Origin of the sequence: Chryseobacterium sp. c4a (assembly GCF_009900745.1) — a bacterium.
Taxonomy (GTDB): domain Bacteria; phylum Bacteroidota; class Bacteroidia; order Flavobacteriales; family Weeksellaceae; genus Chryseobacterium.
Window position 1 is genome coordinate 186,213 of sequence record NZ_WXVU01000009.1, and the last position, 16,316, is coordinate 202,528.

Genomic DNA, 16,316 nt, shown 5'->3' on the forward strand with positions numbered 1-16,316 from the left:
TTTTTGAATTGTTAGATTGGTAAATTTTTAGATTGTTACATTGTTTATTTTAAAAAAAATAAACTTATGTACACAGAATTAACCGAAGATACATTACAAAATATAGTAAACGACAACGAAAAAGTAGTTGTTCAATATGGCGCAACATGGTGCGGAAACTGCAGAATCATGAAGCCGAAATTCAAAAAATTAGCATCTGAGAATGACTCTATTCCTTTCTTATATGTAGATGCTGAAAAACTTCCTGAAAGCAGAAAATTAGCAAAAGTAGACAACTTACCTACATTCGCTATCTTTAAAAATGGTGAATTGGTAAACCAGGTTCAATCTAACCAGGCTGAAAGTTTAATTAACCTTTTTAACGAATTAGCATAATGAAATTACCAGTAATCAGACAATTCTATCAGAATCAAACTCCTGAGAACCTAGAAAAAACATTAGAAGTACTAGAAAGCTTTTGCGAATTCAGAGGAACGAGTGAAGAGGACTTAAATGTTGCCGGAGAACTTATTACGAACATTTGCGGAGCTTTGGAAGTTCACGCTAATGTACAAAACGGAATGAGCGAAAAAGATGCTCTAAACTCTTTTGCACAAAAGGTTTTAGGATCTATTGATAAGTAGTTTTTATCATTTAATATTCTATAAAAACGCAAAAGAAAAAATCTGAGGTTTTCCTCAACACTATACTTCCCTATTCTTTAACCTATACTCTACTTTTATCTGAAATAAAACTTCAAGGATCATCAAAAGTCTTATTGAGGCTATATTCAGCACAGAATAATTAAAGAATATCCAATAAAATCCCGGTGAAATGTCATCAGGATTTTTTGGGTTCACAGCTTATTATCATTACCTCACTCTATTTTCTTCTTCTTCTTCTTCTTCTTCTTCTTCTTCTTCTTCTCATTTCAACGGAAGAGAACTTCAAACCTCACTTAGATTGTTCATTCTACATCATTACTTTCAGAATAACATTCTGCTAAACACATTCATCTAAATGTTAATTTTTCAGGTTCTTTTGTACCATCCTACGAAGACACATATCCTTGTCAAGGTTTAGAACCTTGACAAGGATATTAGAACCGCAAATTTCAACGGAAGCAAAAAAGTAAGGATACTTTCTAAATCCGCTCTAGCTGCAAATCTACGAGAGGAATAAAAAACCTTCCAAAATCAGATTTCGGAATTAAAAAATCCTGATGAAAAACTCACCAGGATTAGTATTTAATGTTAAATAGATTTTCAAACTAGCTTCTTCTGCTCATCAAAATATTCAGGATATACCAAAATAAAAGCATAATAGAAGCAAAAAGTTGTAATGCTGCTCCTACATACTGATTCGTAGCATAAGAATCTTTAAGTTTACTGGTTTGATATAAAATCGTTGCAGAAGCCAGAATTACCATTCCTACAGAGAACCATAATCCAAGATTAAAACCAAAAGCCATTCCACCAATGATTAATCCAATGGAAACAAATCCTCCGATAATGATAATGTTTCTTAAAAAAGAAAAATCTCTCTTAGAAGTAAAAGCTACTGCAGAAATACCCGCAAACATAGCAACCGTTAAAGTAGCTGCCTGGAAGATAATATTAGCACCGCCAGCAACATTAGTTGCGATATAAAGTAATGGTAAAAAGATTACAGCTTCCAATACAACATAGAAACCTAAACCAAGATACTGAGTAGATTGACTTTGCGAAAGTGACCATTTAGAAGCCAAAATAGAAGCCAGCCAGAAAACTCCAATGATCAACAACCAGGTAAATCTTCCCTGAAACATCATCGCAATAATTTCTACTGGTATAGTTTTCAACAAAATAGTCTCCACTCCAATAAATGCAAGAATCGATAATGCAACATGCAAATACGTCTTCTTGTAAAAATTCGCTTTCTCCACTTCCGAAGAATGAGCGACTAAAACATCTGTCATCATAGTTAATATTTTTTTTGATTAATCGAAATTTATTTACTCATTCCAGCCGGCAATACTCCAAGAAGCTTGCCGTCATCCTCAAATACAGCGCTTATCACTTCTTTCGATGAGGAATCTCCTGCATATTTATATTTAATATTAGGATGACTAACACCATCCATTGTTACATAATAGCCTACTTTTAAAATATCGAGCTTTTTATTAATATCAATACCATCTTTTACCTTTTTAAGGACATCTTCTGTAACAATTTCCTTTACCTTATCAGAAAGCACTTCTTCTGCTGCTTTGTAGTCTGAAGACTGCAGCGCTTTGATAAATTTCTGGAAATTATCATTATACATATTGACTTTATCCTTACTTATAGTCGCAGGCTGTTCTTTCTTTTGATTATTCTCAACCTTCATTCCCACGACTTTCTGGGCAAACATGAACTGCGCGCCAATAATCGCTAAACCTAAAAATATTTTTTTCATAGTATTTGTTTTATTATTTAGTGAAATAGGTCATGGAAGATACGAAAATCAGACCAGTTCTAAAAATTTCATTGTATCCACATTATCAGCATACGTATCAAGCCCCGGATTTTGAGCATCACCAAAGGCAATTGAATCTAAGCCCAACACTTCTTTAGCAACCACACACTGAATGTTTTCCTCATTTTCAGTAATAAAGTTTTTTACTTCCTCCAAAGATTCATATCGGCTAAAGTTAATCACTGAAAGTGGGCTAAATAATTTGTCATCCTCTTTCAGCATCACAAAATTATTATCCCAAAATTTATCCTGATTCAAAAGATAAACCGCTCTGTTATAATCATAATTATTAGCATATTTATTATGATTAATAATATCTTGAAACCCTAAGAAATTTTCAAACAATCTGTCGATTACAAAATCCTTAGGAATAAAAATTCTTGTCACATTTCTGCAGCCTAATCCAAAATATTGGAAAATATCTTTTGCCAAAAGCTGTAGCTCTTCATTAGTTTCGTCACCTTTTAAAACAGCTACAGAAGTTCTGTTTTTGCGGATAATACTTAAATAATTTTTAAAATAATACTCCAGATATCTTGCTGTATTATTACTTCCAGTCGCAATGACGGCATCAAAATTCTCTAATTTTTCTACAAATTCAAACTGTATCTGATCGTCAGAAAACTCTTTCCATTTCTTTAATAAAAACGGAATTAGATATCTATCTTTAGATGATAGCTTAATTAAAGGAATGTGATTACTTAATACAACAGAAATTACATCGTGAAATCCTACTAAAGGAATATTTCCAGCTAAAATAAGTCCAACTTTCTTGGAAATTTTCGAGATTGAATAATTTTTAAGCCAGTTTTTAATATTTTCTTCAGTAAGAAGGTCTGACCATTGTTGTAAAGCAAATTTCTGATTATCAACAGTAAACCACGGATTTTCTATTTCTGATTTCTTTAATAATAATTCAATATTTACATCATCTTCATTGTGATCTTCTGGTTTCTTCGCTAAAAACGCTTTTATATAATCACTTAATTTAATAAGTCCTAAAACTTGATTTTCGGTATTCATAATTACTTTAAAATTGGGGAATATTTTGTAATTTTGTGCAAATTTAAAAAAAATTAGCGATGGCTATTAAAATAACTGATGAATGCATTAACTGTGGGGCTTGTGAACCTGAATGTCCAAACAATGCAATATATGAAGGAGCTGTAGACTGGAAAGCTTCTGATGGTACTAGTCTTCAAGGAACGATTACATTACCTTCAGGACTTACTGTAGACGCAGATTCGGCGCAAGAGCCTGTAAGTGATGATGTTTATTTCATTGTAACTGATAAATGTACAGAATGTAAAGGATTCCACGAAGAGCCACAGTGTGCGGCAGTATGTCCTGTAGACTGCTGTGTTCCGGATGAAGATCACGTAGAATCAGAAGAGGCACTGCTTAACAAAAAAGCATTCCTACACGGCGAATAAAAAAATTCCGTCTCATCATGTGTGAGGCGGCTTTTTTTAACCAAAAATCCAATAAAACAAAAAATTAAGCCAAAGGATTTCACTTCCTAAGGCAACCAAAAAAATAAAAATATGAACAAAAAGCACAACTTCAGCGCAGGGCCATGTATCTTACCACAAGAGGTATTTGAAAAATCAGCACAGGCAATCTTAGACTTTAACGGTATCGGATTATCTCTTCTTGAAATTTCGCACAGAAGTAAAGACTTCGTTGCAGTAATGGACGAAGCACGTGCTATTGTAAAAAGATTGATGAACCTGGGTGACGATTATGAGGTTCTTTATTTAGGAAGCGGTGCCAGTATGCAATTTGCTATGGTTCCTTACAACCTGATGAAAGTAGGCGGAAAAGCAGCTTATCTGGATACAGGAACATGGGCAGCGGGAGCTATTAAAGAAGCAAAAAAACTGGGAACTGTAGATGTAGTAGGTTCTTCAAAAGAAGAGAACTACTCTTTCATTCCTAAGAATTATACCGTAGGTTCAGAATACGATTATTTCCACTGCACTTCCAACAATACAATTTATGGAACTCAAATGAAATCATTCCCTGAAGTAGATACTTTAATGGTATGTGATATGAGTTCTGATATTTTCTCAAGACAACTTGATTTTTCAAAATTTGATTTAATCTATGCCGGAGCTCAGAAAAACATGGGGCCTGCAGGTGTTACTTTAGTAGTGATCAAAAAAGAAATCCTTGGAAAAACAGGAAGAGAAAATATGCTTTCTATGCTAGATTATTCTCAACATATTTCTAAAGAGTCTATGTACAATACTCCACCAGTATTCCCTATCTATGCCTCTTTACTTACGTTACAACACCTTGAAAACAATGGTGGAATTGCAGCGGCTGAAAAAAGAAATGAAGCTAAAGCTAAGCTTTTATATGATGAAATAGACAGCAACCCATTATTTGAGACATTCTGTGTAGAAGAAGACCGTTCATTAATGAATGTTTCTTTCAAAATTACAGACGAAAGCAAAAAAGAAGAGTTTGATAGTGCATGGAAAGCAGCAGGCATCAGTGGACTTAACGGCCACAGAAGTCTTGGTGGATACAGAGCCAGCTTATACAACGCCCTACCTATTGAAAGCGTACAAGTATTGGTAGATGTAATGAAATCTATCAAATAATTAAAACATAAAAAATTCAAAGATTGAAAGATTTAAAAGCAGTTAATTTAAATTTATTAATTTGCAGCCCAGTTTTAAATTTTTGAAATATTTTAAATCTTTCAATTTTTAAATCAAAATAACACATGAAAGTTTTAGCAAACGATGGAATCTCAAAAGCAGGAGAACGGGCTCTAAAAGAAGCCGGAATTGAAATTCTGGACAATAGAGTGGCCCAGGATCACGTTATTAATTTTATAAACGATAATAATGTAGACGTTCTTCTTGTAAGAAGTGCAACAAAAGTAAGACAAGACCTGATTGATGCATGTCCGGGGCTTAAAATCATAGGCCGTGGTGGTATCGGGATGGACAATATTGATGTTGAGTATGCAAAAAGCAAAGGAATTAAAATAATCAATACTCCTACAGCATCGTCAAAATCCGTTGCAGAATTGGTTTTTGGGCACTTTTTTTCATTAGCAAGATTCCTTCACGAATCAAACAGATTGATGCCTTTGGAAGGGGAAACTCATTTCAATGCCATGAAAAAATCATTCAGTAATGCTTATGAACTTTCAGGAAAAACGTTAGGAGTAATTGGCTTTGGAAGCATTGGCCAGGAAGTCGTAAAAATAGGAATCGCTTTGGGAATGAAAGTTCAGGTTCTCACAAGAAGTCCAAAAACAGAAGTTCTTACCCTGAATTTCTTTGACGGACAATCGGTGAACTTTGAAATCACATCCACCAATGATATGGATGCATTTCTTAAAGAAGCAGATTTTATAAGCATCAATACTCCAAGAACGAATGAATACATTATAGACACACCACAGTTTGAAAAAATGAAGGATGGAGTTTATATTGTAAATACTGCAAGAGGCGGTGTGATCAATGAAGTAACACTAATTGATTTTATCGATTCAGGAAAAGTAGCAGGAGCAGCATTGGATGTATTTGAAAACGAACCTACACCTGAGCTTCCTTTACTAATGAATCCGGCACTATCACTATCTCCTCATGTAGGTGGAAACACGGTAGATGCGCAAGAGAAAATCGGTGTCGAACTTGCAGAACAAATTATTAAGCTACAAAAAGAAACTATAAGATAAATATGCCTGTTTTTAAACCTTTCCGTGGAATAAGACCTCACAGAGATTTTGAGGATACTTTCCCTACCCATCCACTGGATAATTTTACCCAGGAAGAAATTGCAGAAAAAGCTCAAGTTGAAAATACTTACATCAACATGATAAAACCTTATGTTGTAAGTAAATCTAAAGATGTTGACCGGAACCTGCGAAAGATTCGCTCTACGTTTGAAGAACTTCTGGACGAAAAGAAACTCGTTCAGGATAATTCTGCATATTATCTTTACGAACAAATATATCCTAATAAACAAATTTTCAGAGGACTTTTAGGTCTGGCGAGTATTGAAGATTTCTGGAACGGAAAAATCAAAAGACACGAAAGTACCATTCCACAGAAAAAAGAAAAACTGGCTCACTACCTTGAAAAAGTAAACCTTCAGGCTGAACCGGTACTTCTTACCTACCCTGCCAACTCAAAAATTGAGTTGCTAATGAACCATGAGGAAAAAAATGTTCCCATCTTCAACCATGTAGATACTATCGGAATCAGACATAAAATCTGGAGAATAGACAACCGCCTTAAGCTTCAGCAATTTAAAGAAGTGATTGATCAAATCGATTCGTTCTACATTGCTGACGGTCACCACAGAATTGGTTCTACTGCATTAAATGCAAAAAAACACAAGGAGAAAAACAAAAGACATAACGGTACAGAACTTTATAACTTTGTTTACAGTTTTATTGTTTCTAACCAATCTATTAAGATCCACGATTACAACAGAATACTTCACGATCTAAACGGACTTTCTACTGAACAGTTCCTGAAAGAGCTTGAACAATATTTCCTGATTCACGAAAAAGGAGAAACACCATACTACCCTTCTCAGAAATTCCACATTTCAATGTATTTGGATGGTAAATTCTATTCTCTTCACGTAAAACATGATCTTCGTTCTAAAGAAATGTCTCTAGATAACCTGGATCACCATTTATTGGACAAATATATCTTCAAAGGTATTTTGAAAATAGATGATCCGGATAGTTCTGATCTTATCTCTTATGTAAAAGGTACATCCAATATCAACGGGATCAATATTTTTAAAGAAAAAATAGATAACAAAGAAGGAAAAGCAGGCTTCGGAATTTATCCTGTAAGTTTTAATGATATGATTAAAATTTCAGACTTAAAACTGAGCATGCCTCCAAAATGTACATTCATTGAGCCAAAATTAATTACAGCACTGGTAATGTACGACATGAAACCTTAATAAATTCCTATTTTTTCCCTAATTTTATCATCGGTAAAAGAAAGGTAAATAAAAAATGAAAAAAATATTCATTATACTTCCACTCTTTTTGAGTGGATTTTTATTTTCTCAAAAAAAAATCCAGAAAAAGCCCGCGGGTAGAACATCGATTCCTGTAAAATTAAATTATCACGATGAATTCAAAAAGATCTCAGACGAGATCATGACCAATGGCAGGGCTTATGAAAATCTTGGAGAACTTACAAAAGGGATAGGGCCACGTTTCAGCGCTACTCCTGGTTATACAAAAGCCGTTGAATGGGCTGAAAAAAAGCTCAAGGAAATGGGCATTAATATGATCTGGAGACAGGAAGCCAAAGCGCCTATCTGGGTCAGAGGGAAAGAATCTTTACAGATAAAGGTAGAAAATGGAGATTGGAAAAATATCAAAATGCTTTCTTTCGGAAACTCTGAAGGAACAGGAGGAAAAGATCTGACGGGAGAAATTGTTGTAATTAATTCCACTGCAGAACTTAATGCTATGTCGATAGGTCAGTTAAAAGACAAAATAGTCTTCGTGAATGTTCCTATGGATCCTAAAATCATTAATACCAGCGATTCTTATTTACAAACAGCAAAATCAAAGTTAATTTCAGCCTCTGTTATTGCTAAGACAGGTGCAAAAGCGTTAATTATAAGATCATTAACAACGGCTAACGATGATACACCTCATGCTAAAATGATTTACTATGAAGCTGATGACAAAGTTAAAATTCCAGCCCTATCAATTGGCGTAAGATCAGCAGATGAATTAGAAAAAACATTGAAAAAGCAAAAAGTTACTGCTAAAATCAATATGACTGCTGAATCAAAAGGCAGCACTACCAACCCTAATATCATTGCTGAAATTCAGGGTAAAAAAGACTCCAAAGTGATTGTTTTAGGAGCTCAGCTTGATTCCTGGGATATAGGTGAAGGGGCGATTGATGACGGAACCGGAGTCGTTCAGTGTATTGAAGTATTAAGAACCTTGAAAGCATTGGGATATGAAAATAACCACACCATCAGAGTGGTTTTATACGCCAACAGTGAAAACGGAGGCCAAGGTCGTGAAATGTATGCAGCCTATGTAAAAAAGAGAGAAGAAAAACACATATTTGCTTTAGGAACAGATGCCGGAGGATATTCTCCACGAGGGTTCTCTTTAGATATGTCCCCTCAAAGAAGAAGACTGGTATTTCCTTGGAAAGAATATTTCCTTCCTTATGGCGTTTATGACTTTGATCAGACAGATGCTATCCAAGATATCTCACCTTTAAAAAAACTGGATATTCCTTTAGCTGAACTTGTGGTAGACACTCAAAGATATTTCGACTATCACCATTCTGAACAAGATACTTTCGATAAAGTAAATAAAAGAGAGCTTCTTCTTGGGGCAATTGCTATGACACAAATGATTTTTATGGTTGATAAAAATTGGTAATATGAAAAAAAGTATAACCCTATCATTAATAGCTTTAGGAATAAGTTTTATATCAGGACAAACCAAAGAGGATTCGATACAGTTCAATAAAATCTCCACAGAGATCCTTAATCATGGAAAAGGATATGAGGAGCTGCGGGAACTGACTAAAAATATAGGCCACCGTTTGAGTGGCTCCGAAGCCTATGAAAAATCGGTACAATGGGCAGCTCAGAAACTTCGTGATGCCGGTGCAGACAAAGTATGGCTTCAGGAAGTCATGATTCCGGTTTGGGTTAGAGGAAAAGAATCCTTACATATCCAAACCTCAAACGGAAAATGGAAAAACCTTAAAATGCTCTCTCTGGGAAATTCCGAAGGAACAAACGGAAAAGATGTTTCAGGAGAAATCATCATGGTTAAATCTCTGGAAGAATATGATAAACTTCCCCCGGAACAGGTAAAAGATAAGATTGTTTTCTTTAATTATCCTTTCAATCAGGGAAATGTACAGACATTTATTTCTTATAGAGAATCAGGAGCCTACAGACGTACTGCTGCATCTTTAACCGCAAAGAAAGGCGGAAAATTCGCTATCATAAGGTCTCTTTCTTCGGCTTTCGACGATGTTCCACATACTGGAAACATGCGATACGAAGAGAATATTGCTAAAATCCCTGCCGTTACCATTGGAAATACAACAGCCGATGAACTGGAAGTTTTATTAAAAAATCAAAAAGTTATTGCAAAACTCAACTCCAATTGCGGAATGAAGGGCGAAAAACTCTCCCACTCTGTTATTGGTGAAATTACAGGTAAAAAAGATCAAAGTGTCATCGTAGTCGGTGGACATCTTGATTCCTGGGATGTAGGTGAAGGTGCCCATGATGATGGTTCCGGGATTGTTCAGAGCATTGAAGTGTTAAGAACCTTCAAAAAATTAGGACTCCAAAATAACCATACCATCAGAGCTGTTTGCTTTGCCAATGAAGAAAATGGAACCAAAGGCGGAAAACAATACGGGAAAATAGTAAAGGATCATGATGAAAAACATCTTTTTGCCATAGAATCAGATGCCGGAGGTTTTTCTCCCCGCGGAATTTCTCTGGAAATGGATGATGCAAAAAGAAACCAGATCAAAAGTTGGGGACATCTGTTTTTACCTTATGGAGTCTATAATTTTGAAGGAAAATATTCAGGATCGGATATTGCTCCGCTTCATGAGATGGGCGTTCCAACCGCAGAACTTGTTCCGGAACCACAACGTTATTTTGATATTCACCATACAGCAGAAGATACTTTTGAAAAAGTCAACCGTAGAGAATTACTTTTAGGCTCAACGGTTATGACACAACTTATTTATATGATTGATAAAAATTGGTAACAATGAAAAAGATATTAGGAACCTCATTATTGCTTTTTGGAATGGCTGCTTTTGGCCAAACCAAAGAAGATTCAATACAATTTAGCAAGATCTCTCTTGAAGTTTTAAATAACGGAAAGGGCTACAACGATCTGCGTGAACTTACTAAAAATATCGGCCACCGTTTGAGTGGTTCCGAAGCTTATGAAAAATCAGTACAATGGGCAGCACAAAAACTTCGTGATGCCGGTGCAGACAAAGTATGGCTTCAGGATGTTATGATCCCGGTCTGGGAAAGAGGAAAAGAATCCTTACACATCAAAACTTCCAACGGAAGCTGGAAAAGCCTTAAAATGCTTTCCCTTGGAAATTCTGAAGGTACAGGCGGAAAAGATGTTTCAGGAGAGATCATCATGGTAAAATCTATGGATGAATACAATAAGCTCTCCCCGGAACAGGTAAAAGACAAAATCTTATTCTTCAATTATGCTTTCAAACAATCTTTTATAGAAACCTTTAAAGGATACGGGGATGCTTCCAAATACAGAACAACCGCCGCCTCTTTAACGGCTAAAAAAGGTGGAAAATTTGCTATCATCCGTTCTCTTTCATCAGCTTTTGACGATGTTCCTCACACAGGAGCCATGCGTTATGAAGAGAATGTTTCTAAAATACCAGCTGTAGCTATAGGAAGTACTACCGCAGATGAACTGGAAGCTTTATTAAAGAATCAGAAAATTACGGCTAAACTGAATTCCAACTGCGGAATGAAAGGTGAGAAACTCTCCCACTCCGTTATTGGTGAAATTACAGGTAAAAAAGACCAAAGCGTCATTGTAGTAGGTGGCCACCTTGATTCGTGGGACGTAGGAGAAGGTGCTCATGATGACGGAGCTGGAATTGTACAGAGCATTGAAGTGTTAAGAACATTCAAGAAATTAGGAATTCAGAATAATCACACCATCAGAGTAGTTTGCTTTGCCAACGAAGAAAATGGAGTGAAAGGCGGTATTCAATATGGAAAAACCGTAAAAGAAAAGAATGAAAAACATCTTTTTGCTATAGAATCAGATGCCGGAGGTTTTGCCCCTAGAGGTATTGCTCTGGATATGGATGATACAAAAAGAAAACAGATTCAAAGCTGGTCGAGATTATTCCTTCCTTACGGAGTGTATAACTTTGAAGAAAAATTCTCAGGAACAGATCTTTACCCACTTCACGATATGGGAGTTCCAGCAGCTGAATTGATGCCTGATTCTCAACGTTACTTTGACATTCACCATACTGAAGAAGATACCTTTGACAAAGTAAACCGAAGAGAACTTTTATTAGGAGCAGTAGCCATGACCCATATTATTTATATGATTGATAAGAACTGGTAATATAAAGTTTGATATAAAAAGAACCCATTACATCTTGGCTATAAGATGTAATGGGTTTTTCTTTTTAAATCCTTTCACAAATGACACTCTGTAACGACATGAAAAGAATATCAGAAGAACCTACAGCTAAAAGACGCTAACAGTGTCTTTGTCATTTCGTAGAAATCCAAATAAAGCTATTGAATAGGGTTGTTGAGATTCTTATAGAAATCGAAGATTCGACGTAGTCAATGACAAACTAAGTTTTATCAAAGAATTAAACTTTCAATATAAAAGTATTTATTCTGTACTTAATTTGGCTAATAAAATGATTACAGAAGTATCTTAATCCACCTAACTCCCAATTGACATCAAACTTTTTATGATCTCTCACGTAATAAGGTTTTGAAATTTTAGAATGAAACATAGGACTATTATCTTTCACTACAGCAAAATAATCAGGTTCAAAATTTGATTTCCTGTAATATTGAATCTCAATTACAGTTTCTTTTTTACCAGCTTTGAAAATATATAATGTAACATCATAAAGATCCTGATAATCATTCTTTAAAATCTCAATCGCAGAATCCAGAGACAATGTAGCTTTAGATTTATTTACTTTATTTCTAGATTTCCTTTGTTCAAAAAAATTTATTTCTTCAAATTCATTGAAGTCAGATACTATAAAAACTAAATTAGGAGATATTATATTCCAGCAACTCATCTTTGCCAATCGTTGAAGATTAACAATACTAATCTCAATATTGTCTTTTAAGCTATCTATATTATTCATTTCAACCGTGTCTTTGTCATTTTGTAGGAATCTAAATAAAGCAGATCAATAAGTATGGTAAAATATAGTGATACAAAACTCCATTGATTTCCTCTAAGACTCATAATCAATTATTTTTTCTTTTTTAAAAACCAATCCATCGACATCAGGGATTTCCAACCCATTATCTGCGCCCAAAGAACAATCCGAAACTTTAGAATGATAGCTAAAGGAAATTGTATTATTCTCCAACTTTTTAAGATCAATGACTGCATCTTTGATAATACAATCCTGATATTGTTCAAAAGCTGCTTTAATGACTTTCAGTTGATACTCAGATGGCGCTGAAGATAAAACTGTACTTTCATTCACTATAAATTTTGCTCCGTTTACATTAATTAATATAACCTGAAAGTGCTCCTTCTTATCTTTCTCCATATTTATGAGTAACGTCAATGAACTTCCTTTTACTTCAGCTTTCCATGTCCCCACCAATTCAGACATCTTTTTTTCTGCTTCTGAGAGCTGCTGCTGTCCATATCCTAAGCTGCTCAAAAATAAAATAAACCCTATATATATTCTATTCATTTTAAATAATTAGAATCTAAAAATAAAACTTTTTTCTTTGTTTGAGGAAATAAACTCAAAAACACTCTAAAAAACAACAACATACACTACTTTAAAATAAAGTGTTAATCGTGAAATAATCACTTTGGCATGATATTAGCATGTACTATTTTGAGAAAAAATTAAAAAAAGCACTAAGGATGAGAAAAAAGGTTTTCTGTGGATTTTCAGTTTTCCACTGATTCAAAGTTCATATCTCGTATATGAATCCTTTTTTTTCTACGATGCCGTAAAAGATACGGGAACGTGATTGATTAGCCCTCGGTTGATTTTTCACAGCAGATTTATGCCCCGTATCTAACTGGTATCATCAATAAACCCATGAGTCATTTATTGATTCAAAATGATTATAATTCCCGGACTTTAGAGCCCGGTATCATAATATTGAATAAACGGCAAGTTATCATAAATCTTAGCCTAGTAAAAAATATGCCTTTCTTTTTTTACTATGATAACACTACCCGACTTATTCTCAATTAATTAATGTATAACCCTTAAAATGTTAGTAATGATGAGAGCCTTTTTTGAAATGATTTTTAAGAGAAATGAAGATGCTGCGAAAATGCATATCTGGAGCTTGCTTTTGGTATTGAGTTTTGCTGCCTTTTCTGTACTGGTATACAGTTCAAAACCAAGTTTAAATAGCTTAATGGTATATCTTACCGCCTTTGCCGCTTATATCGGCTTTGGTCTTGTATTCATCAGTTCCCTTGCTGGAACAGGAATGAAGAAAAGATCTGGTAGATAGAAAAATATAACTTTTATTTCACTCTTTTACTGAAAAACCGCCCTTTAATAAAAGGGCGGTTTTTTTATACATTGCGACTTCGCAAATTATTCTTTAAAGATATCTTTCATCATTTTCTCAAGGAATTGAGTAGTCTCCTCCTCTACCATTTTTTCAGATTTTGCTACTAATTCAGCATGAAAAGGCTGGCAACAAGCTTTTATTCCAAAGCCATCATCTGTTTTTACAAACTCAGGATGTAAGTTATGTTCCGGACATACTTCAGCTTCAATAGTCTGCTTTATTAAATCATAATTCAAATCAAACATATTTTCTATTTTTATTTCATTGGTTGGAGATAAAGATAGGAATAATTTGTTTTCACACAATACCCGTATTTTTACGGGACTTTTCCAAAAAGCAAAAAAGCCGCTCCTTTCGGAACGGCTTTCATATCTTAAAGATTCAATTATTTTACTTTTACAAGCTCAACATCGAAAACTAACCAAGAGTTTGGTGGAATAACTCCTCCCGCTCCTCTTTCTCCGTAAGCCATTGCAGGCGGGATCAATAAAGTAGCAGTTTCTCCTTCTTTCAATAATAGGATACCTTCATCCCATCCTTTGATTACTCTACCCATTCCGATTGGAATATCGATAGGCTCATTTCTTTTGAATGAAGAATCGAATTCAGTTCCGTCTACTAATTTTCCTGCATAGTGTACAGAAACGTTATCACCTGCTTTTGGAGCTTTACCGTCAGCAGTTTTAGTAATTTTATAGTAAAGACCTGATTCAGTTTTTTGCATTCCAGCTTTTAAGTTTTCAACTAATTTTTCCTGGTTTGCTTTGAATTCTTCTTCTCTTTTCTTTTTCTCAGCTTCTTCTTTAGCGATGAAAGCTTTGTTATTTTCAGCGATTTTAGCTTTTCCTTCGTTAAAAGTTTTAGCTGCATCGTAGTTTTTGTACTCGTCACCTTTACCGAAGATAGAAACTTTTTCTAGAACGATATCTGTTTTAGGTTTATCCTGAGCTCCTTTTTCAACATTAGCAATAGCGTCGATTACGTCATTACCTTTTACAACCTTTCCGAAGATCGTGTGTCTTCCATCCAACCAAGGAGTAGCTACTTCAGTAATGAAGAACTGAGAACCGTTTGTATTAGGCCCAGAGTTCGCCATAGAAAGAATCCCTTTTCCAGTGTGTTTAAGATCGTTTCTTTCATCTTCAAATTTATATCCAGGATCTCCCATTCCTGTTCCTTGAGGATCACCTCCCTGAATCATGAAATCTTTGATCACTCTGTGGAAAATAGTTCCGTCATAGTAAGGAACTCCCTTAGCTTTAGCTTTGTTGTCGATTTTCCCTTCTGCAAGACCAATAAAGTTGGCTACAGTTACTGGTGCTTTCTTGTCTTCAAACTTCACAATCATGTTACCTTTTGTGGTTTGAAGATTAGCATAAAGTCCGTCATTAAGACCTTCGTAAGTTTCTTTGTCTACGTTCATTTTTTTATAAATTGGGGTACAACTCATCAGCGAAACACTTGCCGCTGCCAGAATTATATTCTTGTTAAACAATTTCATGTATTATAAAGCTTTTAATTTTATGATTAATGGTATATCATTGTCTATTTTCTTTTCGTCTCCAAAAGTTCCATAAGCCAAAGAAGACGGTACCAAAAGCGTCACTTCTTCTCCATCATGTATAAAACGCAAGGCATTTTCCACTGCTTTCAGTTCATCAAAATGTCCAAATTTAGCATCTTTTCTTTCAAAAGGCTGATCATAGATTTTGGTCTGATCAAAATCATACAGTTCATACGAATAGGAAATCAGAGAATTATCTGCTCTTTTTTCTCTACGATCAAAACCGTCCACTGTAGCCCAATAATTAAGCTGCATAGGATAAAACTTTACGTTTTGTCCATTGATCCAGTCCTGAATTTGTTCTCTTTCCAAAGTATTCAGATTTCTCATCCTGTTCTTAGAAACATCCAGATCTTTTTGACTTAAAACACCTCCTACAGGAGGATGAGCCGTAGGTGCATTTCTATTGCAGCTCAACAAGCTTAAGGCTGATATGAAGAGTATTTTTTTCATAAACTTTTGCGAAAATACACATTTTGCGAATCAATTACAAAAGCTTTTAGACCATTCATGTAAATTATATAAAAGCTTCTGTTGACATCCATGGATAAAATCAAACCACAAAATACATAAAAATTTCCGAATACTTTAATTCTTATCAATCAAAAATGTAATATTGAGAAGAATGCTTAAGCTTAGTTTTGTTTTGTAAAACTCATCCAAGTCAAACAAAAAAGCCGGGTGATTCCCGGCTTTCTATATTAAGTATTTTGTCCCGTCCTGAAATAAGTTGACAACTAATCGACTTATTTATGAAACATCAAGGATTAACAAGAGAAAAGCGTACACAAAAGGACTATAGTATAGCCTTTAAATTAAGAATTGTTTCTCAAGTAGAAAACGGCGATTACACTTACAAGCAGGCTCAAAAAGAGTATGGTATTCAGGGAAAGAGTACCGTTTTGGTTTGGTTGCGAAGATATGGTAACTTAGAGTGGAGTAAACCCAAACTTCA

At 34.8% G+C, this 16,316-nt stretch carries 20 protein-coding genes; 12 read left to right on the forward strand and 8 right to left on the reverse strand.

The window, feature by feature from the left end; all coding sequences use genetic code 11:
* Positions 1–66: 66 nt before the first annotated feature.
* From GTR01_RS13645 to GTR01_RS13655, 3 genes are all read left to right on the forward strand, one after another.
* Positions 67–375, forward strand: coding sequence for a thioredoxin family protein (locus GTR01_RS13645; RefSeq protein WP_034698499.1), 309 nt, complete (start codon positions 67–69; stop codon positions 373–375).
* Positions 375–623: a DUF6952 family protein gene (locus tag GTR01_RS13650; RefSeq protein ID WP_002980002.1), complete on the forward strand. Its 249-nt coding sequence runs from the start codon at positions 375–377 to the stop codon at positions 621–623. Before GTR01_RS13645 ends, GTR01_RS13650 begins: the two co-directional genes overlap by 1 nt.
* Positions 624–813: 190 nt before the next feature.
* Positions 814–999, forward strand: coding sequence for a hypothetical protein (locus GTR01_RS13655; RefSeq protein WP_160138379.1), 186 nt, complete (start codon positions 814–816; stop codon positions 997–999).
* Positions 1,000–1,249: 250 nt separating this feature from the next.
* On the opposite strand, the gene GTR01_RS13660 is transcribed toward GTR01_RS13655, so the two are convergent.
* From GTR01_RS13660 to GTR01_RS13670, 3 genes are read right to left on the reverse strand one after another with little or no spacing between them, the layout of a single operon-like run.
* Entirely contained in the window at positions 1,250–1,939 is a 690-nt protein-coding gene (locus GTR01_RS13660; protein WP_160138380.1) for a Bax inhibitor-1 family protein, read from the reverse strand.
* Between the two features lie 29 nt (positions 1,940–1,968).
* Positions 1,969–2,415, reverse strand: a complete 447-nt coding sequence (locus GTR01_RS13665; RefSeq protein ID WP_160138381.1) for a peptidylprolyl isomerase — start codon at positions 2,413–2,415, stop codon at positions 1,969–1,971.
* A 48-nt stretch (positions 2,416–2,463) separates the two neighbouring features.
* Positions 2,464–3,498 carry an acyl-CoA reductase gene (locus GTR01_RS13670; RefSeq protein WP_160138382.1) on the reverse strand — a complete coding sequence of 345 codons (1,035 nt, stop codon included), beginning with the start codon at positions 3,496–3,498 and terminating at the stop codon, positions 2,464–2,466.
* 59 nt (positions 3,499–3,557) lie between these two features.
* Here GTR01_RS13670 and GTR01_RS13675 point away from each other — a divergent pair, with 59 nt between their 5' ends.
* From GTR01_RS13675 to GTR01_RS13705, 7 genes are all read left to right on the forward strand, one after another.
* Positions 3,558–3,908, forward strand: a complete 351-nt coding sequence (locus GTR01_RS13675; protein ID WP_068943024.1) for a 4Fe-4S binding protein — start codon at positions 3,558–3,560, stop codon at positions 3,906–3,908.
* Between the two features lie 111 nt (positions 3,909–4,019).
* Positions 4,020–5,084 carry a 3-phosphoserine/phosphohydroxythreonine transaminase gene (gene serC / locus GTR01_RS13680; protein ID WP_160138383.1) on the forward strand — a complete coding sequence of 355 codons (1,065 nt, stop codon included), beginning with the start codon at positions 4,020–4,022 and terminating at the stop codon, positions 5,082–5,084.
* Between the two features lie 125 nt (positions 5,085–5,209).
* Complete coding sequence (locus tag GTR01_RS13685) at positions 5,210–6,175, forward strand: D-2-hydroxyacid dehydrogenase (RefSeq protein ID WP_160138384.1); 966 nt, start codon at positions 5,210–5,212, stop codon at positions 6,173–6,175.
* Positions 6,176–6,177: 2 nt separating this feature from the next.
* Entirely contained in the window at positions 6,178–7,422 is a 1,245-nt protein-coding gene (locus GTR01_RS13690; protein WP_160138385.1) for a DUF1015 domain-containing protein, read from the forward strand.
* 55 nt (positions 7,423–7,477) lie between these two features.
* Positions 7,478–8,884, forward strand: coding sequence for a M28 family peptidase (locus GTR01_RS13695; protein ID WP_160138386.1), 1,407 nt, complete (start codon positions 7,478–7,480; stop codon positions 8,882–8,884).
* Between the two features lies 1 nt (position 8,885).
* Entirely contained in the window at positions 8,886–10,247 is a 1,362-nt protein-coding gene (locus tag GTR01_RS13700; protein WP_160138387.1) for a M28 family peptidase, read from the forward strand.
* A gap of 2 nt (positions 10,248–10,249) precedes the next feature.
* Positions 10,250–11,608: a M20/M25/M40 family metallo-hydrolase gene (locus GTR01_RS13705; RefSeq protein ID WP_160138388.1), complete on the forward strand. Its 1,359-nt coding sequence runs from the start codon at positions 10,250–10,252 to the stop codon at positions 11,606–11,608.
* A 256-nt stretch (positions 11,609–11,864) separates the two neighbouring features.
* Here the strand turns inward: GTR01_RS13705 and GTR01_RS13710 are convergent, their stop codons facing one another.
* Together GTR01_RS13710 and GTR01_RS13715 are read right to left on the reverse strand one after the other, a co-directional pair.
* A complete protein-coding gene (locus tag GTR01_RS13710; RefSeq protein WP_160138389.1) occupies positions 11,865–12,380 on the reverse strand; it encodes a hypothetical protein in 516 nt (171 codons plus the stop codon).
* Positions 12,381–12,473: 93 nt separating this feature from the next.
* Positions 12,474–12,947 (reverse strand): hypothetical protein, encoded by a 474-nt coding sequence (locus GTR01_RS13715; protein ID WP_160138390.1) that lies wholly within the window; start codon positions 12,945–12,947, stop codon positions 12,474–12,476.
* Positions 12,948–13,494: 547 nt separating this feature from the next.
* Between GTR01_RS13715 and GTR01_RS13720 the strand changes: the two genes are divergently transcribed.
* Positions 13,495–13,734 (forward strand): hypothetical protein, encoded by a 240-nt coding sequence (locus GTR01_RS13720; protein WP_160138391.1) that lies wholly within the window; start codon positions 13,495–13,497, stop codon positions 13,732–13,734.
* 86 nt (positions 13,735–13,820) lie between these two features.
* Here the strand turns inward: GTR01_RS13720 and GTR01_RS13725 are convergent, their stop codons facing one another.
* The 3 genes from GTR01_RS13725 to GTR01_RS13735 form a co-directional block, all read right to left on the reverse strand.
* Complete coding sequence (locus GTR01_RS13725; RefSeq protein ID WP_129056580.1) at positions 13,821–14,042, reverse strand: hypothetical protein; 222 nt, start codon at positions 14,040–14,042, stop codon at positions 13,821–13,823.
* Positions 14,043–14,182: 140 nt separating this feature from the next.
* Positions 14,183–15,220 (reverse strand): peptidylprolyl isomerase, encoded by a 1,038-nt coding sequence (locus GTR01_RS13730; protein ID WP_228452239.1) that lies wholly within the window; start codon positions 15,218–15,220, stop codon positions 14,183–14,185.
* An 81-nt stretch (positions 15,221–15,301) separates the two neighbouring features.
* Positions 15,302–15,814, reverse strand: a complete 513-nt coding sequence (locus tag GTR01_RS13735) for an FKBP-type peptidyl-prolyl cis-trans isomerase (RefSeq protein WP_160138392.1) — start codon at positions 15,812–15,814, stop codon at positions 15,302–15,304.
* Between the two features lie 299 nt (positions 15,815–16,113).
* Here GTR01_RS13735 and GTR01_RS13740 point away from each other — a divergent pair.
* Positions 16,114–16,316: helix-turn-helix domain-containing protein (locus GTR01_RS13740; protein WP_160138393.1), on the forward strand; the 203-nt coding region annotated here is incomplete at its 3' end.